Source organism: Thauera butanivorans NBRC 103042, from assembly GCF_001591165.1.
GTDB classification, from domain to species: Bacteria; Pseudomonadota; Gammaproteobacteria; order Burkholderiales; family Rhodocyclaceae; genus Thauera; species Thauera butanivorans.
In genome coordinates this window covers 1-23,923 of the sequence record NZ_BCUG01000019.1, presented here as the reverse complement: position 1 = coordinate 23,923, position 23,923 = coordinate 1, and the positions used below count along the sequence as shown (strand labels likewise).

Genomic DNA, 23,923 nt, shown 5'->3' with positions numbered 1-23,923 from the left:
TCAGCGCTCCGCCGCATCGCCGGCGTCGCCCGCGTCACAAACGTAGCCCATGCCGCGCACGGTGCGGATCAGCTTCGGCTCGAAGGCGTCGTCCACCTTGGCGCGCAGGCGGCGCACCGCGACTTCGACGACGTTGGTGTCGCTGTCGAAGTTCATGTCCCACACCTGCGAGGCGATCAGCGAGCGTGGCAGCACTTCGCCGCGGCGCCGCAGCAGCAGTTCGAGCAGGGCGAATTCCTTGGCGGTCAGGTCGATGCGCTGGCCGGCGCGCTGCGCGCGGCGGCGCAGCAGGTCGAGTTCGAGATCGGCGGCGCGCAGTATCTCGGGCTCCTTGCTGCGGCCGCGGCGCAGCAGCGTGCGCACGCGGGCGAGCAGTTCGGAGAAGGCGAAGGGCTTGACCAGGTAGTCGTCGGCGCCGAGTTCGAGCCCGCGCACGCGGTCTTCCACGCTGTCGCGCGCGGTCAGGAACAGCACCGGCATCTCGCGTCCGCCGCTGCGCAGCGTCTGCAGCACGCCCCAGCCGTCCAGCCCCGGCAGCATCACGTCGAGCACGATCAGGTCGTAGTCGCCGCTGAGCGCAAGGTGCAGGCCGTCCGGTCCGTTGCGGGCGAGGTCGACGACGAAGCCTGCTTCGGCCAAACCTTGGCGCAGGTAGTCGCCGGTCTTGGGTTCGTCTTCGACGATCAGGATCTTCATCGGGTCGGTGTTGCGCTGGGCTTGCGGTGTCGCTGGAACTGAGGCGCATTGTGCCCTGTGTGGCGCCGCGCGGGCCGCAGATTACAGAGATGTAATCCTGGCGTCAGTCTGTCGACGGCGGTGGCGGGGCACCATCGCTTCATCCCCCGCATTCCACACCGTCCAACGGAGAGACCGACATGGCCAAGGCGCTGCACCCTTCCGCACTTCATCCCTCCACGCTGCGCATTTCCCTGCTGGCGTCCGTGCTGATACTCGCCGCGCCCGCCGTCGCGCTGGCCCAGGCGGGGCACGACCACCACGGCGGCCACGGCGCGGCCGCCACCGCAACGCAGGCGGACGACCATTCCGAAGGCACGGTGCGCAAGGTGGATGCCGCCGCCGGCAGGATCACGATCGCCCACGGTCCTCTGCCGCGGCTGGATATGCAGCCGATGACGATGGTGTTCGGTGTCACCGATGCGGCGATGCTCGAAGGCGTGAAGGCAGGAGATCGTGTGCGCTTCATCGCCGACAAGGTCGACGGCAAGCTCGTCGTGATCGAGCTGGAGCCCTTGCGCTGAGTGTCCGCCATGTCCAGCTTCATCCCCGCCTCGATGCCGAAGCGGCAATGCACTCCTGCCGCCAATGGCTTGGCCTTTCTTGCGCCGGACTCTCGTGGCTCGTGCGAGCGGAGCCTGCAATGAGCCTGCCGGGACTGTCCCGCTCGATCGTCCGCGCCGGCTTGCGGGTCGGCGCCGTGGCCTGCGTGGCCGTGGCGGCATCGGTGCTGCCGGTGCCGTCGTCCGCCGCGGATGCCGGGGCGGGCGCCGAAGCCGTGCTGGGTGCGGAGCCGCGCGGGCTGATCGACCATGCGCGCGAGCACAGCCCGGCCTACGCGGCCGACCGCGCCGAGGCCGAGGCGGCGCAGGCGCGCATCGAGTCGGCCGGCGCCTTGCCGGACCCGCGCTTCGAACTCGAACTGATGGATTTCACCAACACCATGAACGGCCGTTCGGCCTCGCTGCTGCCGGAACGCGTCGGCGAGACGCGCTACCGCGTGGTGCAGCCGCTGCCGGGCTGGGGCAAGCGCGAACTCGACCGCCAGGCGGCCGAGGCGCGGGCGCGGCAGGCCGGCGCGCTGCGCGATGCCGGCTGGAGCGAGCGCGTGGCGGCGATCGAGGCGGCGTGGCTGCGCTACTACGCGGCCGACCGCGAGCTTGCGCTGGCGCGCGATGCCCTGGCGCTGATGCAGGAACTGGAAACCCTGGCGCTGGCCCGCTACCGGCTCGGCCTGCTGCCGCAGCAGGCGGTGCTGCGCGCGCAGCGCGAGATCACCGAGCAGCGCCTGCAGTTGCTGGCGCGGGAGCGCGCCCGCAGCGGCGCGGTGGCGGCGCTGAACGGCCTGCTGTCGCGCCGGCCCGATGCGCCGCTGGCGGTGCCGGCCGAACCCGGCCCGCTGCCGGACCTGCGCGATGCAGCCGAACGCTTCGAGCGCGCGCGCAGCCGCAACCCCGAGGTGATGGCCGCGGCGGAAGGCGTCGGCCTGGCCCATGCCGAGCGGGACCGCACCCGGCGCGAGCGCTTGCCGGACTTCGGCATCGGCCTCACCCACAACCGGCCCGACGATGGGCGTTCGTCCTGGGATCTGATGTTCGAGGTGACGATTCCCTTGCAGCAGGGCAGCCGGCGTGCCCGTGAATACGAAGCCGAGCGCATGCTCGCCGCCGCCCAGGCGCGGCGCGAAGCCACCGCCGACGAAGCCGCCGGCCGGCTGGGCGCGGCGTGGGCCGCCTATACCGGCGGACGGGATGGCCTGCGCCTGCTGCGCGACAGCCTGGTGCCGCAGGCCGCCGCCACGCGCGACGCGGCGCGCAGCGCGCTGGCCGGCGGGCAGGTGGATTTCGACAGCGTGCTCGAAGCCGAGCGGCAACTGATCGCGGTGCGCGAGCAAGTGCTGCAGGCCGAAATCGAAGCCCGCCTGGCCCTGAGCGAAATCGAGAAATTGTCGGGAGAAATCAAGTGAACAGGACGGGGTGGCTTGCCGCGCTGGTGTTGCTCGGCGCGCTGGCGGCAGGTGCCGGCTACTGGGCGGGGAGCCGCCAGGCGCCGCATGGCGGTGCCGTGGCGGAAGGCCCTGGGCAGACAGCCCACGGCAGTGGGGCGGCAGGGACGCAGGCGGCCGGCCAGGGGCGCCAGATCCTGTACTACCGCAACCCGATGGGCCTGCCGGACACTTCGCCGGTGCCCAAGAAGGATTCGATGGGCATGGACTACATCCCGGTCTATGCGGGCGAGGAACCGGGCGGCGAAGGCGTGGTGAAGGTCAGCCCGGCGCGGGTGCAGACGCTGGGGGTGAAGACCGCGGCGGTGGAGATGCGGCTGCTGGCCCAGCCGGTGCGCGCGAGCGGCCGTGTCGAGGTCGACGAGCGTGCGCAGGCGGTCGTCGCGCCGCGCTTCGACGGCTGGATCGAGCGCCTGCACGTCAGGGCCACCGGCGACGTGGTGCGCCGCGGCCAGCCGCTGTTCTCCGCCTACAGCCCGGAACTGCAGTCGGCGGGCGAGGAATTGCGCATCGCCGAGCGCCTGCGGCGCGAAAGCGCCGCCGACCCGCAGGCTGCCGAGGCCGCCGCGCGCCTGGCCGAGGCGACGCGGGCACGCCTGCGCAACCTGCAGGTGGCGGAGCAGACCGGTGCGCGCCAGACCCTGCACGCACCGATCAATGGCGTCGTGCTGGAAAAGGCGGCGGTCGAGGGCGCGCGCTTCGCCGCTGGCGAGGCGCTGTTCCGCATCGCCGATCTGTCCAGGGTGTGGGTGATCGCCGACGTGTTCGAGCGCGATCTGGCGCAACTGCGGGTCGGCCAGCCTGCGCAGCTCGTGTTCGATGCCTTCCCGGGGCGGAGTTTCGAGGCGCGGGTCGCCTACCTGTACCCGACGCTGGACACGGCCACGCGCAGCACGCAGGTGAGGCTGGAACTGGACAACCCCGACGGCGCGCTGCGGCCCGGCATGTTCGCCCGCGTCGAAGTCATGACCGGCGGCGATGCGCCGCGCATAGCCGTGCCGGCATCGGCCGTCATCGACGACGGCGACCGCCAGGTGGTGCTGGTCGCGCTCGGCGAAGGGCGCTTCGCGCCGCGGCCGGTGCGCCTGGGCGTGCGCGGCGGCGATTTCGCCGAAGTGCTCGACGGCGTGCGGGAGGGCGAGCGGGTGGTGGTCTCCGCCAGCTTCCTGATCGATTCCGAGAGCCAGTTGCGCGCAGCGCTGTCGAACCTCGCCGATGCCGAGGAGGGGGGCGAAGGTGGCGAGGCCGGTGCGCCGCCTGCCTACGATGCTGAAGGCAGCTTCGAGGACTTCGACGCCGAAACCGGCAGCGCCATGCTGAGCCACGGCGAGATTCCGGCGCTGAAGTGGCCGTCGATGACGATGGAATTCGGCCTCGAATCGCCTGACCTCGTGCATGGCCTGGTGCCGGGCACGCCGATCCGCTTCCGTTTCGAGGAGCGAGGGCCGGGCGAATATGTCGTCACCCGCATCGAGCCTCTCGGCGCCTCGCCGGCGCCGGGCGCGGTGGAGCATCGCCATGACTGATCCGGCACGGGAGCCCGCCGGCGGCCGCGCGGGAGCCGGCGACTACATGGAAGGCAGGCGGGCGGAGGGCGGCCTGCTGGGCGGGCTGATCGAGGCTTCGGCGCGCAACGTCTTCCTGGTACTGCTGGCGACGTTGTTCCTGATCGGCGGCGGGCTGTACGCGATCAAGCACACGCCGCTCGACGCCTTGCCCGACCTGTCCGACGTGCAGGTCATCGTCTATACCGACTTCCCCGGACAGGCGCCGCAGGTGGTGGAAGACCAGGTCACCTATCCGCTCACCACCTCGCTGCTGGCGGTGCCGCGCGCGCGGGTGGTGCGCGGCTTCTCGATGTTCGGCGCGTCCTACGTCTATGTGATCTTCGAGGACGGCACCGACATCTACTGGGCGCGCTCGCGGGTGCTGGAATACCTCAGTACCGCGGCGGCGCGACTGCCGCAGGGCGTGGCGCCGCAGATCGGGCCGGACGCGACCGGCGTGGGCTGGGTCTACCAGTACGCCGTCACCGGCCGCGACATGTCGCTGGCCGACACGCGCAGCCTGCAGGACTGGTATCTGCGCTACCAGTTGACCCAGGCCGAGGGCGTGGCCGAGGTGGCGAGCGTCGGCGGCTTCGTGCGCGAATACCAGGTCACGGTCGACCCGTTCCGGCTGGCGGGCTACGGCATCGCCCTCGACGACGTGACGCGCGCGATCCGCGAGTCGAACCGGGACGTGGGCGGGCGCGTCATCGAGCTGGCCGAGAAGGAATACATGGTGCGCGGGCGCGGCTATCTGCGCGGCGCCGAGGACATCGGCGGCATCGTGCTGAAGGTGGAGAACGGCACGCCGGTACGCATCGCCGACGTCGGCCGCGTCGAGCAGGTGGCGGCCGAGCGGCGTGGCCTGGCCGAGCTGAACGGCGAAGGCGAAGTGGCGTCCGGCATCGTCATGGCGCGCTTCGGCGAGAACGCGCTGGACGTGATCGGCGCGGTCAAGGCCAAGCTGGCCCAGATCGCCCCCGGCCTGCCGGAAGGGGCGGAGGTGGTGCCGGTGTACGACCGCTCGACGCTGATCGGGCGCGCGATCGACAACCTGACGTGGACGCTGCTGGAAGAAAGCCTGATCGTCGCCGCGGTGTGCATCGTCTTCCTGCTGCACGTGCGCAGCGCGCTGGTGGCGATCGTGACGCTGCCGCTGGGCATCCTGGTGGCCTTCATCGGCATGCAGGCGCTGGGCATCGGCTCCAACATCATGAGCCTGGGCGGCATCGCGATCGCCATCGGCGCGATGGTCGATGCCTCCGTCGTCATGATCGAGAACGCGCACAAGCGCCTGGAGACGCTGGGCGCGGACGCCAGCGGAGCCGAACGGCGGGCGACGCTGATCGGCGCCTGCCGCGAAGTGGGGCCGGCGCTGTTCTTTTCGCTGCTGATCATCACCGTCTCCTTCCTGCCGGTGTTCACGCTCGAAGGCCAGGAGGGGCGGCTGTTCGCGCCGCTGGCGTGGACCAAGACGCTGGCGATGGCCGGCGCCGCGGTGCTGTCGGTGACGCTGGTGCCGGTGCTGATGCTGCTCTTCGTGCGCGGCCGCATCGTGCCCGAGCACCGCAACCCGATCAACCGCGCGCTGGGGGCGGCCTACCGGCCGCTGATCGCGCTGGTGATGCGCTTCAGGCTGACGACCCTGGTGCTTGCGCTGCTTGCGCTGGGGCTGACGCTGATCCCCGCGCGCCAGATCGGCAGCGAGTTCATGCCGACGCTGAACGAAGGCGCCATCTTCTACATGCCGGCGGCGCTGCCCGGCATGTCGGTGACCGAGGCCGGGCGCCTGCTCGCCACCACCAACCGCATCATCAAGACCTTTCCCGAAGTCGAGTCGGTGTACGGCAAGGCCGGCCGCGCCAACACCGCGACCGACCCGGCGCCGCTGGAAATGTTCGAGACCGTGATCAACCTCAAGCCCGAAGCCGAATGGCGCCCGGGCATGACGGTGGACGCGCTGATCGCCGAGATGGACGCGGCGCTGAAATTCCCCGGCCTGGCCAATTCATGGACGATGCCGATCAAGGCCCGCATCGACATGCTGTCCACCGGCATCCGCACGCCGGTCGGTGTGAAGGTGTTCGGCACCGACCTGGAAACCCTGGAACGGGTGGCGAAGGAGGTCGAGGCGGCGGTGCGCGCGCTGCCCGGCACCAGCAGCGCCTACGCCGAGCGCGTCGCTGGCGGCTACTACGTCGACATCGAGCCGCGCCGCGATCAGCTGGCACGCCACGGCCTGACCATCGACCGCCTGCAGGAGACACTCGCCACCGCGCTCGGCGGCGAGCGCGTGACGACGACGGTGGAAGGGCTGGAGCGCTACGACGTCAGCGTGCGCTACCCGCGCGCGCTGCGCGACGACCCGCAGCGTGTCGCCGCCAGCGTGCTGGTGCCGACCGCCAGCGGCGCGGTGCCGCTGGGCCAGCTTGCCGACGTGCGCATCGTGCGCGGCGCGGCGTCGGTGCGTACCGAGAACGCGATGCTGGCCGCCTACGTGTATGTGGACACGCGCGAGACCGACCTCGGCGCCTTCGTCGCCCGCGCCCGGCAGGCGGTGGCCGAGCAGGTGCAGTTCCCGCCGGGCTACTACGCTACCTGGAGCGGCCAGTTCGAGAACATGGAGCGTGCCGGCGAACGGCTCGCCATCGTTGGCCCGCTGACGCTGGCGCTGATCTTCGTGCTGCTGTACCTGAACTTCCGCCGCCTGGCCGAGACGCTGATCGTGATGCTGTCGGTGCCTTTCGCGCTGATCGGCGGCGTATGGCTGATGTGGTGGCTGGACTACCAGATGAGCGTCGCGGTAGCGGTCGGCTTCATCGCGCTGGCCGGCGTCGCCGCCGAAACCGGCGTGATCATGCTGATCTATCTCGACCAGGCATGGAAGCGAGTGCTTGCCGCCTGCGCCGCCGAGGGGCGATCGCCCACTGCCGCCGAACTGCATGCGGCGGTGATGGAAGGCGCGGCCGGCCGCGTGCGGCCGAAGATGATGACGGTGCTGACCATCGTCGTCGGCCTGCTGCCGGTGATGTGGGGCACCGGGGTGGGCAGCGAGGTCATGCGCCGGATCGCCGCGCCGATGGTGGGGGGCATGGTGTCGTCGACGGTGCTGACGCTGGCGGTGATTCCGGTGCTGTTCGTGCTGGCGAAGCAGCGGGAGTTGCGGCGGGCGGAGGGCGGACAGGCGGCGCGGGTCTGAGCTTGGTGGTTGCCTCCGTGGCGAACATCAAACGGACGATCCCTTGGGGAGGCCGCTGTTCGGCCTCAGCTGTCACTGGTCTGATCGGTGAAGTCAGGCAGTAATGTGTTGCTCACAGCCTCTGAGCTTGCTGTCGATCGCGAGGTTGAACATGGCGAGGTCACGCATCGCGTGCGCGTTTTGCAGATGGATACGGATGGCCCAGATGTCTTTGGGCTTGAGCGGCGCCTTCTGGCCAACCAGCTTTCCCTTGTTCCAGGCTCTACGTCGGCGGATTGCAACGCATGGCGCTTACCGCGCGTCCTCAGTGTCTTGGCCAGCTCCAGATCGCGGGAACATCCCGGGCGTGGTGGAGGACGCGCGCAACGGTGATCCCATCGCCCTCAACGAAATAAAACAGGATGTAGGGCGTTGACGTCGGCCAACTGCGCAGGCCGACCGCCAGTTCGTCCCGAGCCCGGCCCATTTTTGGCTGCAAGAGCAGTGTTCGCGAATCGTTTCGGATCTGATCGAGTAGCCGGTCGGCGGACTCGACGCTGTCCTCGGCGATGAACAGCCAAGCCTCAAGCAAATCGTTTTCCGCACTGGCGGAATGTCGAACCTTGCTCACGCCGTCGCTACGCCGGCCGCCGAGCTGCCAGTGTTGCCCGGCCGCGTTGCTTGATTTCGTTGATGTCGAGCTCGCGCACCCGGCCCGCCTCGATGTCGGCGACGCCTTGGGCGATGTCGGCTTTCAGGCTGGCCAGGTTCGCCGCCTGCACGCCCTGGTAGGCCTCGAACAATCGCAATGCTTCGCGGATGACTTCACTCGCAGAGCTATAGAGGCCAGATTCGACGTGCTGGCGCACCCGGTTTTCCAGCTCTGGTGGTAAAGAGACGTTGAGGGACATGGCGTACTCCAGGCAATGTCAAGTAATGGCATAGTTTGCCACTAAACCGACTGCCTGTGTGCTTGGCAGCGCGTTCGCGCCGCCTCGACGATCCACGCTTTGTTGGGCTAGCCGGTGCGCTGTGCGTACGAACATGTACCGAAGCCCTTCCAGCGCAGAAGTCCCAGTTCGCGGGATGGCAAGTGAGCGACAGATTTCTGCCGCATTGCGGCTGCACTGGCAGCGGCTGGCGAATGGCAGCTGAGGTCGAGAACCTGTCGCATGACATTTACCCAGCCTCGGCCTCATTATTTCTCTTCAGCAGATTTCACCTTTTTCGTCGGGTGACCGAGTCATCGGTTTATGCAGCCCTCGTCGGCCGCTGGCTCCGACGAGGGCTATTGAACCCTCACCCCAGCGAATCGAGCGCCCGCTCCAGATTACCCACCGCGCGGTCGATGTCGCCCAGCTTGTCGAGGCCGAACAGGCCGATGCGGAAGGTCTTGAAATCCGCCGGTTCATCGCATTGCAGCGGCACGCCGGCGGCGGTCTGCAGACCGGCGGCGATGAACTTGGCGCCGCTCTTGATGCCGTCGTCCTCGGTGTAGCTGACGACCACGCCCGGGGCCTGGAAGCCTTCGGCGGCGACGCTGCGGATGCCGCGCGATTGCAGCAGTGCGCGCACGCGGCGGCCCAGTTCCCATTGTGCGTCCCTGGCCTTGTCGAAGCCGAAGGCTTCGGTTTCCTTCATCCTGTCGCGCATGGCGGCGAGCGCGTCGGTCGGCAGCGTGGCGTGGTAGGCGTGGCCGCCGGCCTCGTAGGCTTCCATGATCTGCAGCCACTTCTTCAGGTCGGCGGCGAAGCTGGTGCTGGTGGTGGCGTCGATGCGCTCGCGCGCGGTGGCGTTGAGCATCACCATCGCCGCGCAGGGCGAACTGCTCCAGCCCTTTTGCGGCGCGCTGATCAGGATGTCGACGCCGCAGGCCTGCATGTCCACCCACACGGCGCCGGAGGCGATGCTGTCGAGCACGAACAGGCCGCCGTGTTCATGCACCGCGTCGGCCACTGCGCGCAGGTAGTCGTCGGGCAGGATCATGCCGGCGGCGGTTTCGACGTGCGGCGCGAAGACCAGGTCGGGGCGGTGCTGGCGGATGGCGGCGACGACTTCGTCGATCGGCGCGGGGGCGAAGGGGGCCTGCGAGCCGGTGCCGATCTGGCGGGCCTTGAGGACGATCGATTCGGACGGGATGCCGCCCATTTCGAAGATCTGCGTCCAGCGGAAGCTGAACCAGCCGTTGCGGATCACCAGCGTCTTCTTGCCGGTGGCGAACTGGCGTGCCACGGCCTCCATGCCGAACGAGCCGCCGCCGGGCACGAGCGCGACCGAGCTGGCGTTGTAGACCTTCTTCAGCGTCGCCGAGATGTCGCGCATCACGCCCTGGAAGGCCTTGGACATGTGGTTCAGCGAACGATCGGTGAACACCACCGAGTATTCGAGCAGGCCATCGGGGTCGACGTCGGGCAGCAGTCCGGGCATTGTCATCTCCATTCGTGTGCGGGGGCGCCGGGTGTCTCCACCGGGCGGGCTGCAGGCGGTGCGCCTGCGGGAAACGACCGATTGTAGCCGAATGCGCGTGAGGGCTCAGAGGGAGGCGTCGTGCAGATGGCAGGCGGCACGATGGCCGGGGGCGGTCTCGCGCAGCACGGGGCGTTCCTCGCGGCAGCGGGCGAAGGCGTGCGGGCAGCGCGGGTGGAAATGGCAGCCGGAGGGCGGCGACAGCGGCGAGGGCAGTTCGCCGCGGATGGCGACGAAGCGTTTCTTCCCGGCCTTCAGCGTCGGCGCATCGGCGATCAGGGCCTGGGTGTAGGGGTGTGCCGGCGAGGTGAACAGTTCGTCCGCCGGGGCGCTTTCGACGATGCGGCCGAGGTACAGGATGGCGACGCGTTCGCACAGGTGGCGCACCACGCCGAGGTCGTGGCTGATGAACAGGTAGGTCAGGCCGAGGCGGTCGCGCAGTTCGCCGAACAGGTTCAGCACCTGGGCCTGCACCGACACGTCCAGCGCCGCCACCGGCTCGTCGCAGATCAGCAGTTCGGGCTTCACCGCCAGCGCGCGGGCGATGCCGATGCGGGCGCGCTGGCCGCCCGAGAACTGGTGCGGAAAGCGGCTCGCCGCGCCGGGGTCGAGGCCGACCCGGCGCAGCAGGCCGGCGACGTAGTCCGCCTGCTCGCGGCGGGCGATCAGCCCGTGGGTGCGCGGCGCTTCGGCGATCAGCTCGGCCACCCTCATGCGCGGGTTCAGCGACGCGGACGGGTCCTGGAAGACCATCTGGATGCCGTGGGCGGCCATCGGCGCGGCCGCGATTTCCTCGCCATGCCACAGGCGGCGGCCCTGATCCGGCCGCAGCAGGCCGGCGGCGACGCGGCCGAGGGTGGATTTGCCACTGCCGGATTCGCCGACCAGGCCGAGCACTTCGCCGGCAGTGATTTCCACGTCGACGCCGTCCAGCGCGTGCACCCGCGCGGGCGGCGGCAGCCAGCCCAGGCGCATGCCGAGCCGTTCGAGCCAGTCCGGCCGCGGGCCGAAGTGCTTGTGGATGCCATGCAGGGCGAGCAGCGGCGGGGTGTTCATGGCCGTGCTCCGATGTCTGCGGCGGGGGCGGTCAGCGATGCGCCGGGCGGCAGCGGATGCCAGCACAGCACTTCTTGCCCGGCCGCCGTGGCAACGCGCGGCGGCGTCTGCATGCAGCGTTCGTCGGCGCGCGGGCAGCGCGGATGGAAGGCACAGCCAACCGGCAGCGCCGACAGCGGCGGCGCGCTGCCGGGAATCTGGCGTAGCGGCTCGCCGCGCCGGTGGCCGCGCGCCAGCGCGGCGGCGGGCGTGGCGTCGAGCAGGCCGCGGGTGTAGGGGTGGGCAGGGCGTTCCAGCACCTGCGCGGTGCTGCCCTGCTCGACGATGCGGCCGGCGTACATCACGCAGACGCGGTCGGCCAGCCCGGCCACGACCGACAGGTCGTGGGTGATCCAGATCAGCCCGGTGCCGGCTTCGCGGCACAGGGTCTGCATTTCGTACAGGATCTGCGCCTGGATGGTGACGTCGAGCGCGGTGGTGGGTTCGTCGGCGATGATCAGGTCGGGCTGGTTGAGCAGTGCGATGGCGATCGCCACGCGCTGGCGCATGCCGCCGGAGAGCTGGTGCGGGTAGCTGCGCAGGCGCTCGGTGGCGGCCGGGATGCCGACGCGTTCAAGGGCGTCGAGCGCGCGCGCCAGCGCCTCGGCGCGGCCGACGCGGCGGTGCGCGAGCACGGTCTCGACCATCTGGGTGTCGATGCGCAGCACCGGGTTCAGCGTCAGCATCGGGTCCTGGAAGATCATCGCGATGCGGTCGCCGCGCAGCGCGCGCCAGGCTTTCGGCGGCAGGCCGCGCAGCTCGCGGCCGTGCAGGCGCACCGAGCCGCCGGCGACGTAGCCGGGCGGGTCGACCAGGTCGATCAGCGAGTAGCCGGTCATCGACTTGCCGCAGCCGGATTCGCCGACCAGCCCGAGCACCTCGCCCGCCGCCAGTTCGAAGCCGACGTCGTCGACCGCGGTCACTTCGCCGCCGCGGCTGCGGAAGCGGGTGCTGAGGTGTTCGACGCGCAGCAGCGGCTCGGTGCCGCCGGCGGTGGAGGGCGGGATCGGCGTCATTGCGATTGCAGGCGCGGGTTGAGGATTTCGCGCAGGCGGTCGGCGACCAGGTTGAGCGCGACGATGGCGAGCAGCAGCGCCACGCCGGGGAACACGCTCATCCAGTAGCGGCCGGAATACAGGTACTGGAAGCCGTTGGCGATCAGCAGGCCGAGCGAAGGTTCGGTGACCGGCAGGCCGAGGCCGAGGAAGGACAGCGTGGCTTCCAGCGCGATCGCCGCCGCCACTTGCAGCGCGGCGACGACGATGAGCGGCGGCAGGCAGTTGGGCAGCAGGTGGCGGAACAGGATGCGCGGCGTGGACAGCCCCAGCAGGCGGGCCGCCTCGATGTATTCCCGCCGGCCTTCGACCAGTGCCGCGCCGCGCGTGGTACGGGCGTAGTAGGCCCATTGCGAGGCCACCAGGGCGATGACGATCTTGTCCGTGCCCTGGCCGAACAGCGCCAGCAGGATCATCGCGGTGAGGATCGCCGGGAAGGACATCTGGATGTCCACCGCGCGCATCACGAAGGCATCCAGCCGCCCGCCGGCGTAGCCCGCCACCAGCCCGAGCGACATGCCCAGCGCCAGCGCCAGCAGCGTGGCGCTGAAGCCGACCGCGACGCTGATGCGCAGGCCGTAGAGGATGGCCGACAGCATGTCGCGGCCCTGGCCGTCGGTGCCGAGCAGGTAGTGCAGGCTGCCGTCGGCGCTGGCGCTGCCCGGCGGCAGGCGCGAGTCCATGATGTCGAGCTGCGACAGGTCGTAGGGGTCCTGCGGCGCGATCCAGGGCGCGGCCAGCGCCGCGGCGACGATCACCATCAGCAGCGCCAGCCCGGCGAGCGCGAGCGGGCTGTCGGCGTAGGCGCGGGCCAGCGCGCGCCAGCCGCCGGCGGCCGGGGTGAAGGCAGCAGCGGCAGCCGTCATCGCGCAGCCCTCATGCCGCCTGCCCGCCGGCGAGGCGCACGCGCGGATCGAGCGCGGCGTAGATGAGATCGGCCACCAGGCTGATCAGCGTGTAGATGAACACGATCAGCAGCAGGTAGGCGACCACCACCGGCCGGTCGAGCTGGCCGATGGAATCCAGCAGCAGCTTGCCGATGCCGGGCCAGGCGAAGATGGATTCGGTGACGACCGAGAACGCGATCAGCGTGCCGAACTCCAGGCCGGCCACGGTGACGACCGGGATCATGATGTTCTTCAGCACATGCACGCCGACCACGCGGCGGGGCGGCAGGCCCTTGGCGCGGGCGAAGCGCACGTAGTCCTGCAGCAGCGCCTCGCGGGTGCCGCTCTGCGTCAGGCGGATCATCAGCGCGAGCTTGAACAGCGCCAGGTTGAGCGCCGGCAGCAGCAGATGGCGCCAGCCATCGGGGGCCAGCAGCGACCATTCGAGGCCGAGGAATTCGCGCGTCGGCCCGCGCCCGCCGGACGGCAGCCAGCCCAGATGCACCGAGAACACCATGATCAGCATCAGCCCGACCCAGAAGGTCGGCAGCGAGAAGCCCAGGATCGAGCCGGCCATGATCGTGCGCCCGCCGAAGCTGTCCGGCCGCAGCCCGGCCCACAGGCCGAGCGGGATGCCGAGCAGTACCGCGATCAGCAGCGCGCTGACGGCCAGTTCCAGCGTCGCCGGCAGGCGCTGCACGATCAGTTGCAGCGCCGGCGTGCCGTGCAGGAAGGAGGTGCCGAGGTCGCCTTGCAGCGCGTTGCCGAGGAAACGCCAGTACTGCACCCACAGCGGCTGGTCCAGCCCCAGCGCCGCGGCCACGCGGGCGGTGTCGGCTGCCGTGGCCTGCGGATCGACCAGCATGTCGAGCGGGTTGCCGATGGCGTAGACGCCGACGAACACCAGCAGCGACATGACGAACAGCACCTGGGCGGTCTGCAGCAGGCGGCGCAGCAGGAACAGCGTCATGCGCCGGCTCCGCCGCTGGCACGCACGCGCCGGACCGATGCATCAACGCGCACTGCGGATCTCGTGCGCAAAGGTGAACTCGTCGATGCGCCCGTCGTAGGCGAAGCCCTTGCGCAGCCCCCAGGTGGCGAGCTGGTGGTGCGAGGGGATCACCGCCAGGTCGCCCAGCGCGACGCTGGCGGCTTCGCGGGCGAGGCGTTCGCGCTCGGCCGGTTCGACCGCGGCCAGCGCGCCGGCCACCAGTTCATCCACTTTGGGGTTGCTGTACTTGCCCCAGTTCCAGCTGCCCCAGCCGGTGTCGGGGTCGATGGTGCCGACGATGGAGCGCAGCGTGAAGTCGGTGGCGAGCGAACCCCAGCCCAGCAGCGCGAAGCTGTATTCGTGCGCGCGCGCCTTGCCGAAGTAGGTGGCGACCGGCTGGGTGTCGACCCGCGTCCTGATGCCGATGCGGTTGAGGAACTGCGCCACCGTCTGCACCACCTGATCGTCGTTGATGTAGCGGTTGTTGGTGCCGTGGATGGTCAGCGAGAAGCCGTCGGGATAGCCGGCTTCGGCGAGCAGCTTCTTCGCGCCTTCGGGGTCGTACGCTTCGACCGGGATCTGCGCGTTGTAGCCGAAGATGCCCGGCGCGTTGATGTTGGAGGCGGGCTCCGCCAGGCCTTCGAGCGTGCGCTCGACCAGTGCCTGGCGGTTGATCGCCTTGGAAATCGCCTGGCGTACGCGCAGGTCCTTCAGCGGGTTCTTGTCCAGCGGCTTGCCGTCCTTGCCGGTGACGAAGGGGCTCTGGTCGCGGAACTGGTCGAGCTGCCAGAACAGCGTGCGCCAGGTGGTGTGCTGGGCGAGCGTGACTTGCGGATTGGTCTTGAGCCGGGCGAGGTCGGCGGCGGGCACGTTCTCGATCACGTCGACGTCGCCGGCCAGCAGCGCCGACAGGCGCGGTGCGTCGGAGGCGAGGATGCGGAAGACCACCTTGTCCCATTCGGGTTTGGCGCCCCAGTAGCGCTCGTTGCGCGTGATTTCGATGCTCTCGCCCTTGCGGAAGGCGGCGAACTTGAACGGGCCGGTGCCGATCAGCGCCTTGCCGCTGTTGAAGTCTTCGGTGCCGGCGTTTTCGGCGGCCTTCTTCGATACCACGTAGATCGAGATCAGGTCGAGCGGCAGCGGGCCATAGGCCGAGGCGGTGTGCAGATGCACCGTGTGGGCGTCGATGGCTTCCTTCCTGACGATCTGCTTGGTGTAGCTGGTGAAGGGGCCGGGGCTGTTCTTGATGGTGGCGGGGCGGTCGAGCGAGAACACCACGTCCTCGGCGGTCAGCGGCGTGCCGTCGGAGAAGACGACGCCCTGGCGCAGCTTGAATTCCCAGGTGGTCGGCGACAGCGCGCGCCAGCTTTCCGCCAGCCCCGGCACCAGCTTGCCGCTGGCGTCGGACTTCACCAGGGTGTCGAAGACGTGGTCGGAAAAGGCGATGTTCGGTGCGATGTTGACGAAGTGCGGGTCGAGCGAGGTGACGTCGGACGACAGGCCGATGCGCAGGTCGGCGGCCCAGGCGGGCAGCAGCGCGCCGGCCATGGCGGCGCCGAACAGCAGGCGCGCGAGCAGGGATGGGCGGCGGGAAGGCGAAGCGTGCTGGGGCATGGATGGGTTCTCCTGGCGAGTGCGGGAAGGGCGCGCGGACGAGGTGCCGCCGCAGTCGGACGAAAGGCCGAAGGTGCCGCCATTATCCGTCGCCGATGCCATGAGCGGAACGATGAAATGCTGGTTTGCTTAGGCTGGCGCATGCATCGCCGGGCGAGTGGAATGGTGTCCGATGAGGTGTCCGATGAGGTGTCCGATGAGGTGTCTGGCCAGGTGTCTTGCGCAGGCTGACCGGTCCATGTCGTGGAGCGGGCTGCTACAGCGGCAGGTGCAGGGATACGCGCAGGCCGCCCAGCGACGGAGAGGGTGCGTAGCCGATCGTGCCGCCGTACTGCGCGACGATGTCGCCGACGATGACCAGGCCGATGCCGTGGCCCGGGCGCCGTTCGTCGCTGCGCAGGCCGGCGGTGCCGAGGCTGTGGATCATGTCCGGCGGTACGCCGGGGCCGTCGTCCTCGATGGTGCATGCCAGGGCGTCGGGGGCCTCGGCCTCGCCGGCGAGGCGCAGCACGACGCGTGAGCCTGCCCATTTGCAGGCATTGTCGAGCAGGTTGCCGAACAGCTCCAGCATGTCTTCGCGGTCGAGCGGGTAGTGGCGCTCGGGTATGTCGAGGACGATGTCGAGTGCGCGCTCGGCATGGAGCTGGCGCAGGGCCAGGGTCAGGGCCTGGAGCTGGGAGCGGGCGTCGAATCCTTCGCGGGTGGGGCCGCCGCCGGCGAGCCGGGCGCGGCGCAGTTCGCGCTCGATGGTGTCGCGCATGGTGTCGACCTGGGCCTGGATGGCCCGGGCCGAGGTTTCGGCCCCTTGCCGCTGCAGTTCGTCGGCGTGGTGCTGCAGCACGGCCAGCGGGGTCTTGAGGGCGTGCGACAGGTTGCCTACGGTGTGGCGGATGCGGCCGAGGCGCTGGGCGTGATGCTGGGCGAGGCGGTTGAGGGCGTCGAGCATCGGCTGGACTTCGCGCGGGGCCTGGCGGTCGAGGCCGGCGGCTTCGCCGCGCTCGATCCGGCGGCAGGCGGCGGCTGCGTCCTGCAGCGGGGCGAGGCCGTGCAGCAGCAGGCGGCGCTGCAGGATCAGCAACAGCAGCAGGGCGATGCCCAGGCCGGCGAGCATGCGCTGGCCGAAGCTGGCGATGGCGTCGTCGAGCAAGGAGATGTGCTGGGTGACGACGACCATGATGCCGCCGTCGGCGGACGGGAAGTGCTTGGCATAGACCAGCAGTTTCTGCCGCGCGGGGCCGTCGAGGCGGAACACGGCCTCGCCGCTGGCGTCGGGCGGCGGCAGGGCGAGCTCTTCGTCCCACAGCGAGCGCGAGCGCAGCCAGGGGCCGTCGCCTTTGCGGATCATGAAGTAGTGGCCGGACAGGGGGATCTGGTAGGCGGTGCCGGCCGAGCCCTCCGCGGCGGTTCCGGGGTCGTCGGCATCGAGCACGTGGACGTAGAGCAGGTCGGCGTCGTTCTTCAGGCGCGAAACCACGTAGTCTTCGACCAGGCGGCGGGGAAAATCCTGCAGCGCGAAGGCGAGCAGCAGGCCGGCGGCGACCAGCACCAGGGCCATTGCCAGCGACAGGCGGTTGAGCAGCGATGTCATGGCAGGAAGCGGTAGCCCTGGCCGCGCCGGGTCTCGATGCGCTCGTTGCCGAGCAGGCTGCGCAGCCGGCGCACGTAGACCTCGATGACGTTGCTGTCGTGCTCGGCACCGTGGTCGTACACATGCTCGTAGAGCCGGGTCTTGGACAGCACTTCGTCCGGATGCCGCATGAAGTAGCGCAACAGGCGGAATTCGGTGGCGGTCAGGGTCTGCTCGCCGCCGTCGTCGCCGCACAGGCACTGGCGCGCTTCGTCGAGCCGCCATCGGCCGGCGCGCAGTTCCAGCGTGGGCGCCGGGGCGCTGCGGCGCAGCAGCGCCTGCAGCCGGGCCAGCAGTTCCTCGACGTGGAAAGGCTTGCCCAGGTAGTCGTCGGCGCCGGCCTGCAGGCCTTCGACGCGCTCGGTCCAGCCGTTGCGGGCGGTGAGGATCAGCACGGGCAGGCGGCTGCCGGCCGCGCGCCATTCGCGCAGCACGTCCAGCCCCGGCTTGCCGGGCAGGCCGAGGTCGAGCACCGCGGCGTCGTAGGCTTCGGTGGCGCCGAGGTGGGCGCCGTCGATGCCGTTGCCGGCGACATCGACGGCGTAGCCCTCGTGCTCGAAGCGGCTGCGCAGCTGCCCGGCCAGATCGGGATCGTCTTCGACGACGAGCAGGCGCATGGCTTATTTCGTCTTGCGGCGCAGGATTTCGCCGCTGGCGGCGTCGATTTCGAGCTTATGCACGCGGTCGGCGTCGTCGATGATCTTCACCTCGTAGACGTAGCTGCCGCGTTCGCGGTCGAGTTCGACTTCCACGACCTGGCCGGGCTGGGCGGCGCGGCCGCGGGCGAGGATGTCTTCCATCGGCAGGATCTTGCCGCTTTCGCGCAACTGGCGGACTTCGCTGGCGCGGGCGCGGTCGTCCGAGGCGTGGGCGGTGGCAGGCTGCAGGCCGGTGGCGGCGAGCGTGGCGACGGCGAGGCCGGCGATGGCCGCGGCGACGCTGCGGCGGGCGGTGTGGGTCTGGCGGATGTTCATGATGGGCTCCTTGCGGTTTGGCTGTCCGGGATGGGACGGGCACAGTGTCGCAGGGCCTGGCTGAAGCCAGGCTGAAAGCTGCCATGCCTGTTGATGGCCTGCGGGCCTTCAGCCGATGCCGGCCTTTTTCTTCAGGCAGGCGACGTAGGCCGCGCCGTCGGGCGGGGTGCCGTTGCGCTGGGCGTTGAACAGCATTTCGCCGAGGCATTCGAGCGCATCGTGCATGGCGTCGTGGCGGTCGCCGTGGCGCGCACAGGCGGCCTCGAAGGCGGCGCGGATGCCGGGCGGCTGGTCGATGGACAACTGTTCCTCGATCGCCAGGTGCAGCGACAGGTGCAGGAAGGGGTTGATGCCGCCGTCCTCGGGGGTGAAGTCGCGATCGATGGCGTCCGGGTCTTCGACGATGGCATGGTATTCCGGGTGATGGCCGACGATGTCGGCGGCGATGGTCTCCATCGGCGTCAGCACTTCGCGTGCATGATGCTTGCGCCAGCTGTCGATGAAGAAGCGGCGAACCTGGTCGCGGCTGGGGTTGAACATTGGAGGCTCCGGCAAGTGTTCGGGATGGAATGGGGCGTATCGGCTCGTCGGCTTCGATCCGGATCGCCGGCGTCGGTTCGTCCGGGGCGGCGATGCCGTCGCCGCTCAGGCGGTCTTGTCACGGAACAGGCACAGGTCGCGCACGATGCACTGCCCGCATTTTGGACTGCGCGCGGTGCATGTGTAGCGGCCGTGCAGGATCAGCCAGTGGTGGGCGTCGAGCAGGTATTCCTTCGGCACGCGGCGCATCAAGGCTTTTTCCACTTCCACCACGTCCTTGCCGGGCGCCAGCCCGCTGCGGTTAGAAAGGCGGAAGATGTGGGTGTCGACCGCCATCACCGGCTGGCGGAACACGGTGTTGAGCACGACGTTGGCGGTCTTGCGGCCGACGCCGGGCAGGGCTTCGAGCGCGGCGCGGTCGGCCGGCACCTCGCCGCCGTGGCGTTCGAGCAGCAGGCGCGACAGCGCCAGCGTGTTCCTGGCCTTGTTGCGGAACAGGCCGATGGTCTTGATGTGTTCGGCGATGGCGGCTTCGCCCAGCGTCACCATCGCCTCGGGCGTCGGCGCGTCGGCGAACAGCTTGCGGGTGGCGAGATTGACGCTGCGGTCGGTGGCCTGGGCGGACAGCACCACCGCCACCAGCAACTGGTAGGGCGAGGCGTATTCGAGCTCGGTCCGCGGGTCCGGGTTGGCGTCGTGCAGGCGGCGGAAGAATTCGCGGATCGCCTCGCGTTTCATCAGGGCCATGGCTTCAGCCCGCTGCCGCCGGTTCGGCGTCCGTGGCGTCCTGGGCGATGGGTGCCGCAGGCGGGCGCCGGCGCGCGCGTTCCGCCAGCTTCGCATTGATCGCGTTGAAGGCGGCGATCAGGCAGCCCAGCGTGATGAAGGCGCCGGGCGGCAGCATGGCGACCAGGAAGCCGGGATAGCCGTCGCCGAACACGTTCCAGGCCGACAGCGAGGGGACGATCATCTCGATGCCGGAGAACAGCGTGCCGGCGCCGAGCAGTTCGCGGATGCCGCCGAGCAGGCCGAGCACCCACACCAGGCCGAGGCCCATCATGACGCCGTCCAGGGTGGAGCCGAGCGGATCGTTCTTGGCCGCGTAGGCTTCGACGCGCGCGAGCACGATGCAGTTGGTGACGATCAGCGGGATGAAGATGCCGAGCACCAGATAGAGGTCGTGGAAGAAGGCGTTGAAGCTCAGATCGACCACCGTCGTCAGCGCGGCGATGATCAGGATGAAGACCGGAATGCGGATCTCGTAGGGGATGTAGCTGCGCAGCGCCGAAACTGCGAGGTTGGCCAGCGCCATCACCAGGATGGTGGCCAGCCCGAGGCTGACCGCATTCACCATGCTGGTGCTGACGGCGAGGATGGGGCACAGGCCGAGCAACTGGGCGAGGCCGGTGTTCTGCTTCCACAGGCCGTTGTGGGCGAGCTCGCGGAATCGTCGGGTGTTCATGGCTGCGCTCCGAAAGTGCTGCCGGCGGGGGCGGAGAAGAGATCCTGCTGATGCGCGACGGCCCAGGCGGTGGCGCGGCCGACGGCGCCGACCACCGCGCGCGCGCTGATCGTGGCGCCGGTGCGGTAGCCGAAGGTGCCGCCGTCCTTGCGCACCGCCCAGCTCGCGGGGTCGGCGTCCCGCCAACCGGCGACGGCGAACTGGCCGATCCAGGGCATGTCCTTGCGGCGGTCCTTCTTCGGATCGATGTAGTCGCCGAGGCCGGGCGTTTCCTTGTGCGTGGTGACGCGCACGCCCGACAGCAGGCCGTTGGTGTTGATCGCGACCACCAGCGCGATGCGGCCGGCGTAGCCGTCCGGGGCGGTGGCCTCGACGATCAGCGCGACCGGCTCGCCGGCCTTGCGTGCGCGCCAGACCCTGCCGCCCTTGTCGAGGCCGAGCGCGGGGGTGGGGCCGAGCAGCACGAGGTCGTCGAGCAGGGCGTTGTCGTAGCCGTCCGGCGGCAGGATTTCGTCGATCAGGCGCATCTGCGCTTGCTGCGCCGAGGCTTCGATCATCGGCCGGGTGCGGTCGTAGGTGAAGGCCATCAGCGCGGTGAAGGCCACGGTGAAGGCCAGCATGATCGCGGACGTGCGCAGCGAGGTGCGCAGGGCGTCGCCGGGCGCGCTCATCGCCGGCCTCCGCGGTGGCCGAAGACGCGCGGCTGGGTCTTCATGTCGATCAGCGGCACGCACAGATTCATCAGCAGCACGCCGAAGGCGATGCCTTCGGGATAGGCGCCGAAGTTGCGGATGGTCCAGGCGACGAGGGCGACGCCGGCGGCGAAGATCAGCTTGCCGCGCGGCGTGGTGGCGCCGGACACCGGGTCGGTGACGATGAAGAAGGCCGCGAGCATCGCGCCGCCGCTGGCCAGATGGAACAGCGGCGAGGCGAAGCGGGCGGGATCGACCAGCCAGAACAGGCCGGACACCAGGCTCAGGGTGGCGATGAAGGCGGCCGGCATGTGCCAGGTGATGACGCGGGCGGCGAGCAGGAAGAGGCCGCCGGCGAGGTAGCCGAGCGCGATCCATTCCCAGCCGCTGCCGCCGAGGAAGCCGAAGGCCGGCCCCTGCCTGAGCACGTCGACCGGGCCGGCGCCGGCGTGCAGGCCGGTGCGCAGGGCGTCGAGCGCGGTGGCGCCGGTGAGGCCGTCGATGTCGCGCGCGCCGCCGAGGATCAGGCCGAGCTGGGTGCCGAAGTCCATCCCGCCGGCCGGCGGCCACTGCGACATCAGCGCCGGATAGGCGACGATCATCGCGCAGTAGGCCACCATCGCCGGGTTGAAGGGGTTCTGGCCGAGGCCGCCGTACAGTTGCTTGGCGATCACGATGGCGACGGTTACGCCGAGCATCGTCAACCACCACGGCGCGATCGGCGGGAAGCACAGCACCACCAGCCAGGCGCTCAGCACCGCCGACAGGTCGCTCAGCGCGATCGCCACCGGCCGCTTGCGCAAGGCCAGCACCAGCGCTTCGGCGGCGAGCGCGGTGCAGGTGGCGATGCCCAGGTTGACCAGGATGCCGGCGCCCACGGTGTGGGCGTAGGCGGCGATGCCGGGCAGCAGCGCCAGCAGCACCAGGCCCATCACGCGCTGGACGCTGGCCGGTTTGCGGATGTAGGGGGAGTGGATCATGGGGCCGGGTCTTCGGTATCGTGCGCCGCCGCCGCGGCCTTTTGCGCCTGGGCGCGGGCGAGTGCGGCGGCGATCAGGGCCTTCTTCTTGTCCGCCGCATCGCCGGGACTTGCCGCGGCCGGCGCTCCGGCGGCGGGCGTTTCTGCCGTGGCTTCTCCGGCGGCACGGGCACGGGTTTCCGCGGCCTTGGCGGCGAAGCGGGCGGCTTTTTCTTCCTTTTCCCGGTCCTGGCGGAAGTTGCGGAATTCGAAGCGTTCGCGCGCCTGGTCGGCGGCGTTCCTGTCGCGCTCGCGCGCGACGATCTCGCTCTTGGCGAAACGGTAGTAATCGACCAGCGGAATGTGCGAGGGGCAGACGTAGGCGCAGCAGCCGCATTCGATGCAGTCGAACAGGTGGTAGTCGCGCGCCTTGTCGAAGTTGCGCGCGCGGCTGAACCAGTACAGCTCGAAAGGCTGCAGTTCGGCCGGACAGGCGCGTGCGCATTCGCCGCAGCGGATGCAGGGCTGTTCGGGCGGCGGCGGCGGCATCAGCGTCGGCGAGGCGGCGATGATGCAGTTGCAGGCCTTGATCACCGGCACGTCGAGCCGCGGCAGCGCGAAACCCATCATCGGGCCGCCCATCAGCCAGCGGTCGGTGTCCGCTGCGGGCCCGGCGAGTGCCAGCAGTTCGTCGATCGGGGTGCCGATCAATACTTCCCAGTTGCCGGCATGGGCGACGTTGCCGGTGAGGGTGACGATGCGATCCACCAGCGGTTCGCCGTGGACGATGGCGCGCCATGCGGCGTGGGCGGTGCCGACGTTGAAGCATTGCACGCCGTATTCGGCGCCAAACCTGCCGTAGGGAATCTCGATGCCGGTCAGCGCGCGGATGAGCTGCTTTTCGCCGCCCATCGGGTAGAGCGCGGGCACCGGCAGGATGCTTGCCTCGTCGCCGGCATCGCGGGCGGCGGCGCGCATCGCTGCGATGGCTTCGGGCTTGTTGTCCTCGATGCCGATCAGCAATTCGCGCGCGCCGATGAGGCGGAACAGGATGCGCGCGCCGGCCAGCACCTCGGCGGCGCGTTCGCGCATCAGGCGGTCGTCGCAGGTGATCCAGGGCTCGCATTCGGCGCCGTTGAGGATCAGCGTATCGACGCCGCCGCTGCTGCCGAGCTTGACGTGGCTGGGAAAGGCGGCGCCGCCCAGGCCGACGACGCCGCAGTCGCGCAGCCAGGCCAGCGCGGCGTCGCGGCCGGCAGCGTCGATGTCGAAGGGCGTGCGCTCGATCCAGCGCTCCTCGCCGTCGGGTTCGATGACGACGCAGCGCGTCGGCAGGCCCGAAGGGTGGGCCATCGGGTAGGGAGCGAAATCGACCACGGTGCCTGAAGTCGGCGCGTGCACCGCGGTGCCGAAACCGCCTTCCGCTTCGCCGATGCGCTGGCCCTTGAGCACTTTCTGGCCGACCTCGACGCAGCAGCGCGCGGTGGTGCGCGGGCTCTGGCGCAGCGGCACGACCAGGCGCGAGGGCAGCGGCGCGCGGCGGATCGGCGTGCCGGCGGATTCGTCCTTGTGGCCTTCGGGTGCGACGCCGCCGTGGAACTTGAACAGGCGCGCGATCATGCGGCTTTCCTGATGTCGATCACCGGGTATTTCCATTTCCAGCTCTGGACGGTCTCGGCGACCGGCTCCATGGCGATGCAATCGACCGGGCAGGGCGGCAGGCAGAGTTCGCAGCCGGTGCACAGCGGCGCGACCACGGTGTGCATCTGCTTGGCGGCGCCGACGATGGCATCGACCGGGCAGGCCTGGATGCACAGCGTACAGCCGATGCAGGTCTGCTCGTCGATGACGGCGACGGCCCTGGGCTTCTCGGTGCCGTGTTCCTCGGACAGCGGCTTGAACTCGCGGCCGAGCAGGTCGGCCAGCTTGCGGACGCCTTCCTCGCCGCCCGGCGGGCACTGGTTGATGTCGGCCTCGCCGCCGGCGATCGCCTGGGCGTAGGGCTTGCAGCCGGGGTAGCCGCACTGGCCGCACTGCGTCTGCGGCAGGATGGCGTCGATCTTGTCGACCAGCGGGTCGCCTTCGACCTTGAAGCGC

General features: G+C 69.9%; 23 protein-coding genes. 4 read left to right on the top strand and 19 right to left on the bottom strand.

The window, feature by feature from the left end; translation table 11 throughout:
* Positions 1 to 696: a heavy metal response regulator transcription factor gene (locus TBU01S_RS09195; RefSeq protein WP_068636347.1), complete on the bottom strand. Its 696-nt coding sequence runs from the start codon at positions 694 to 696 to the stop codon at positions 1 to 3.
* Positions 697 to 875: 179 nt separating this feature from the next.
* On the opposite strand from TBU01S_RS09195, the gene TBU01S_RS09190 reads away from it, so the two are divergent.
* The 4 genes from TBU01S_RS09190 (at position 876) to TBU01S_RS09175 (ending at position 7,486) form a co-directional block, all read left to right on the top strand.
* Complete coding sequence (locus tag TBU01S_RS09190) at positions 876 to 1,259, top strand: copper-binding protein (RefSeq protein WP_068636346.1); 384 nt, start codon at positions 876 to 878, stop codon at positions 1,257 to 1,259.
* A 119-nt stretch (positions 1,260 to 1,378) separates the two neighbouring features.
* A complete protein-coding gene (locus TBU01S_RS09185) occupies positions 1,379 to 2,701 on the top strand; it encodes a TolC family protein (RefSeq protein WP_083953533.1) in 1,323 nt (440 codons plus the stop codon).
* Positions 2,698 to 4,266, top strand: a complete 1,569-nt coding sequence (locus TBU01S_RS09180) for an efflux RND transporter periplasmic adaptor subunit (protein ID WP_068636345.1) — start codon at positions 2,698 to 2,700, stop codon at positions 4,264 to 4,266. The genes TBU01S_RS09185 and TBU01S_RS09180 overlap by 4 nt, the downstream gene beginning before the upstream one ends.
* Before the next feature lie 46 nt (positions 4,267 to 4,312).
* Entirely contained in the window at positions 4,313 to 7,486 is a 3,174-nt protein-coding gene (locus TBU01S_RS09175; RefSeq protein WP_068636425.1) for an efflux RND transporter permease subunit, read from the top strand.
* A gap of 304 nt (positions 7,487 to 7,790) precedes the next feature.
* On the opposite strand, the gene TBU01S_RS09170 is transcribed toward TBU01S_RS09175, so the two are convergent.
* The 18 genes from TBU01S_RS09170 to rsxB form a co-directional block, all read right to left on the bottom strand.
* Positions 7,791 to 8,096, bottom strand: a complete 306-nt coding sequence (locus TBU01S_RS09170) for a type II toxin-antitoxin system RelE/ParE family toxin (RefSeq protein ID WP_068636344.1) — start codon at positions 8,094 to 8,096, stop codon at positions 7,791 to 7,793.
* 7 nt (positions 8,097 to 8,103) lie between these two features.
* Positions 8,104 to 8,376 carry a type II toxin-antitoxin system ParD family antitoxin gene (locus TBU01S_RS09165; protein WP_040828871.1) on the bottom strand — a complete coding sequence of 91 codons (273 nt, stop codon included), beginning with the start codon at positions 8,374 to 8,376 and terminating at the stop codon, positions 8,104 to 8,106.
* 388 nt (positions 8,377 to 8,764) lie between these two features.
* Positions 8,765 to 9,892: an aminotransferase class V-fold PLP-dependent enzyme gene (locus tag TBU01S_RS09160; protein ID WP_068636343.1), complete on the bottom strand. Its 1,128-nt coding sequence runs from the start codon at positions 9,890 to 9,892 to the stop codon at positions 8,765 to 8,767.
* 105 nt (positions 9,893 to 9,997) lie between these two features.
* Positions 9,998 to 10,987 carry an ABC transporter ATP-binding protein gene (locus TBU01S_RS09155; protein ID WP_068636342.1) on the bottom strand — a complete coding sequence of 330 codons (990 nt, stop codon included), beginning with the start codon at positions 10,985 to 10,987 and terminating at the stop codon, positions 9,998 to 10,000.
* A complete protein-coding gene (locus tag TBU01S_RS09150) occupies positions 10,984 to 12,042 on the bottom strand; it encodes an ABC transporter ATP-binding protein (protein ID WP_068636341.1) in 1,059 nt (352 codons plus the stop codon). The genes TBU01S_RS09155 and TBU01S_RS09150 overlap by 4 nt, the downstream gene beginning before the upstream one ends.
* Positions 12,039 to 12,947: an ABC transporter permease gene (locus tag TBU01S_RS09145; protein ID WP_068636340.1), complete on the bottom strand. Its 909-nt coding sequence runs from the start codon at positions 12,945 to 12,947 to the stop codon at positions 12,039 to 12,041. Before TBU01S_RS09145 ends, TBU01S_RS09150 begins: the two co-directional genes overlap by 4 nt.
* A gap of 10 nt (positions 12,948 to 12,957) precedes the next feature.
* Entirely contained in the window at positions 12,958 to 13,938 is a 981-nt protein-coding gene (locus tag TBU01S_RS09140) for an ABC transporter permease (RefSeq protein ID WP_068636339.1), read from the bottom strand.
* Between the two features lie 42 nt (positions 13,939 to 13,980).
* Positions 13,981 to 15,573: an ABC transporter substrate-binding protein gene (locus tag TBU01S_RS09135; RefSeq protein ID WP_068636338.1), complete on the bottom strand. Its 1,593-nt coding sequence runs from the start codon at positions 15,571 to 15,573 to the stop codon at positions 13,981 to 13,983.
* Between the two features lie 256 nt (positions 15,574 to 15,829).
* On the bottom strand, positions 15,830 to 17,161 hold the full coding sequence (locus TBU01S_RS09130; protein ID WP_068636337.1) for an ATP-binding protein: 1,332 nt from the start codon (positions 17,159 to 17,161) through the stop codon (positions 15,830 to 15,832).
* The gene (locus TBU01S_RS09125) at positions 17,158 to 17,817 is read right to left on the bottom strand and encodes a response regulator transcription factor (protein ID WP_068636336.1); all 660 of its coding nucleotides are present in this window, start codon (positions 17,815 to 17,817) and stop codon (positions 17,158 to 17,160) included. Before TBU01S_RS09125 ends, TBU01S_RS09130 begins: the two co-directional genes overlap by 4 nt.
* 3 nt (positions 17,818 to 17,820) lie before the next feature.
* Positions 17,821 to 18,174 (bottom strand): PepSY domain-containing protein, encoded by a 354-nt coding sequence (locus TBU01S_RS09120; protein WP_068636335.1) that lies wholly within the window; start codon positions 18,172 to 18,174, stop codon positions 17,821 to 17,823.
* Between the two features lie 108 nt (positions 18,175 to 18,282).
* Entirely contained in the window at positions 18,283 to 18,714 is a 432-nt protein-coding gene (locus tag TBU01S_RS09115) for a DUF1841 family protein (protein ID WP_068636334.1), read from the bottom strand.
* A 105-nt stretch (positions 18,715 to 18,819) separates the two neighbouring features.
* Entirely contained in the window at positions 18,820 to 19,452 is a 633-nt protein-coding gene (gene nth, locus TBU01S_RS09110; RefSeq protein ID WP_068636424.1) for an endonuclease III, read from the bottom strand.
* A gap of 13 nt (positions 19,453 to 19,465) precedes the next feature.
* Entirely contained in the window at positions 19,466 to 20,176 is a 711-nt protein-coding gene (locus TBU01S_RS09105) for an electron transport complex subunit E (RefSeq protein ID WP_068636333.1), read from the bottom strand.
* The gene (rsxG, locus tag TBU01S_RS09100) at positions 20,173 to 20,847 is read right to left on the bottom strand and encodes an electron transport complex subunit RsxG (RefSeq protein WP_068636332.1); all 675 of its coding nucleotides are present in this window, start codon (positions 20,845 to 20,847) and stop codon (positions 20,173 to 20,175) included. Before rsxG ends, TBU01S_RS09105 begins: the two co-directional genes overlap by 4 nt.
* Positions 20,844 to 21,848 (bottom strand): RnfABCDGE type electron transport complex subunit D, encoded by a 1,005-nt coding sequence (locus tag TBU01S_RS09095; RefSeq protein WP_068636331.1) that lies wholly within the window; start codon positions 21,846 to 21,848, stop codon positions 20,844 to 20,846. The genes rsxG and TBU01S_RS09095 overlap by 4 nt, the downstream gene beginning before the upstream one ends.
* Entirely contained in the window at positions 21,845 to 23,446 is a 1,602-nt protein-coding gene (gene rsxC / locus TBU01S_RS09090) for an electron transport complex subunit RsxC (RefSeq protein ID WP_083953531.1), read from the bottom strand. Before rsxC ends, TBU01S_RS09095 begins: the two co-directional genes overlap by 4 nt.
* Positions 23,443 to 23,923: electron transport complex subunit RsxB (rsxB, locus tag TBU01S_RS09085; protein WP_068636330.1), on the bottom strand; the 481-nt coding region annotated here is incomplete at its 5' end. The genes rsxB and rsxC, both read right to left, overlap by 4 nt.

Bases quoted from the DNA above. Each gene is read 5' to 3' on its own strand.
- rsxG (WP_068636332.1), bottom strand. From the start codon at position 20,847: ATGAGCGCGCCCGGCGACGCCCTGCGCACCTCGCTGCGCACGTCCGCG.
- TBU01S_RS09155 (WP_068636342.1), bottom strand. From the start codon at position 10,987: ATGAACACCCCGCCGCTGCTCGCCCTGCATGGCATCCACAAGCACTTC.
- TBU01S_RS09105 (WP_068636333.1), bottom strand. From the start codon at position 20,176: ATGAACACCCGACGATTCCGCGAGCTCGCCCACAACGGCCTGTGGAAG.
- TBU01S_RS09190 (WP_068636346.1), top strand. From the start codon at position 876: ATGGCCAAGGCGCTGCACCCTTCCGCACTTCATCCCTCCACGCTGCGC.
- TBU01S_RS09150 (WP_068636341.1), bottom strand. From the start codon at position 12,042: ATGACGCCGATCCCGCCCTCCACCGCCGGCGGCACCGAGCCGCTGCTG.
- rsxC (WP_083953531.1), bottom strand. From the start codon at position 23,446: ATGATCGCGCGCCTGTTCAAGTTCCACGGCGGCGTCGCACCCGAAGGC.
- TBU01S_RS09175 (WP_068636425.1), top strand. From the start codon at position 4,313: ATGGAAGGCAGGCGGGCGGAGGGCGGCCTGCTGGGCGGGCTGATCGAG.
- TBU01S_RS09165 (WP_040828871.1), bottom strand. From the start codon at position 8,376: ATGTCCCTCAACGTCTCTTTACCACCAGAGCTGGAAAACCGGGTGCGC.
- TBU01S_RS09145 (WP_068636340.1), bottom strand. From the start codon at position 12,947: ATGACGGCTGCCGCTGCTGCCTTCACCCCGGCCGCCGGCGGCTGGCGC.
- nth (WP_068636424.1), bottom strand. From the start codon at position 19,452: ATGAAACGCGAGGCGATCCGCGAATTCTTCCGCCGCCTGCACGACGCC.
- TBU01S_RS09130 (WP_068636337.1), bottom strand. From the start codon at position 17,161: ATGACATCGCTGCTCAACCGCCTGTCGCTGGCAATGGCCCTGGTGCTG.
- TBU01S_RS09125 (WP_068636336.1), bottom strand. From the start codon at position 17,817: ATGCGCCTGCTCGTCGTCGAAGACGATCCCGATCTGGCCGGGCAGCTG.
- TBU01S_RS09115 (WP_068636334.1), bottom strand. From the start codon at position 18,714: ATGTTCAACCCCAGCCGCGACCAGGTTCGCCGCTTCTTCATCGACAGC.
- TBU01S_RS09095 (WP_068636331.1), bottom strand. From the start codon at position 21,848: ATGATCCACTCCCCCTACATCCGCAAACCGGCCAGCGTCCAGCGCGTG.
- TBU01S_RS09135 (WP_068636338.1), bottom strand. From the start codon at position 15,573: ATGCCCCAGCACGCTTCGCCTTCCCGCCGCCCATCCCTGCTCGCGCGC.
- TBU01S_RS09160 (WP_068636343.1), bottom strand. From the start codon at position 9,892: ATGCCCGGACTGCTGCCCGACGTCGACCCCGATGGCCTGCTCGAATAC.
- TBU01S_RS09120 (WP_068636335.1), bottom strand. From the start codon at position 18,174: ATGAACATCCGCCAGACCCACACCGCCCGCCGCAGCGTCGCCGCGGCC.
- TBU01S_RS09140 (WP_068636339.1), bottom strand. From the start codon at position 13,938: ATGACGCTGTTCCTGCTGCGCCGCCTGCTGCAGACCGCCCAGGTGCTG.
- TBU01S_RS09185 (WP_083953533.1), top strand. From the start codon at position 1,379: ATGAGCCTGCCGGGACTGTCCCGCTCGATCGTCCGCGCCGGCTTGCGG.
- TBU01S_RS09195 (WP_068636347.1), bottom strand. From the start codon at position 696: ATGAAGATCCTGATCGTCGAAGACGAACCCAAGACCGGCGACTACCTG.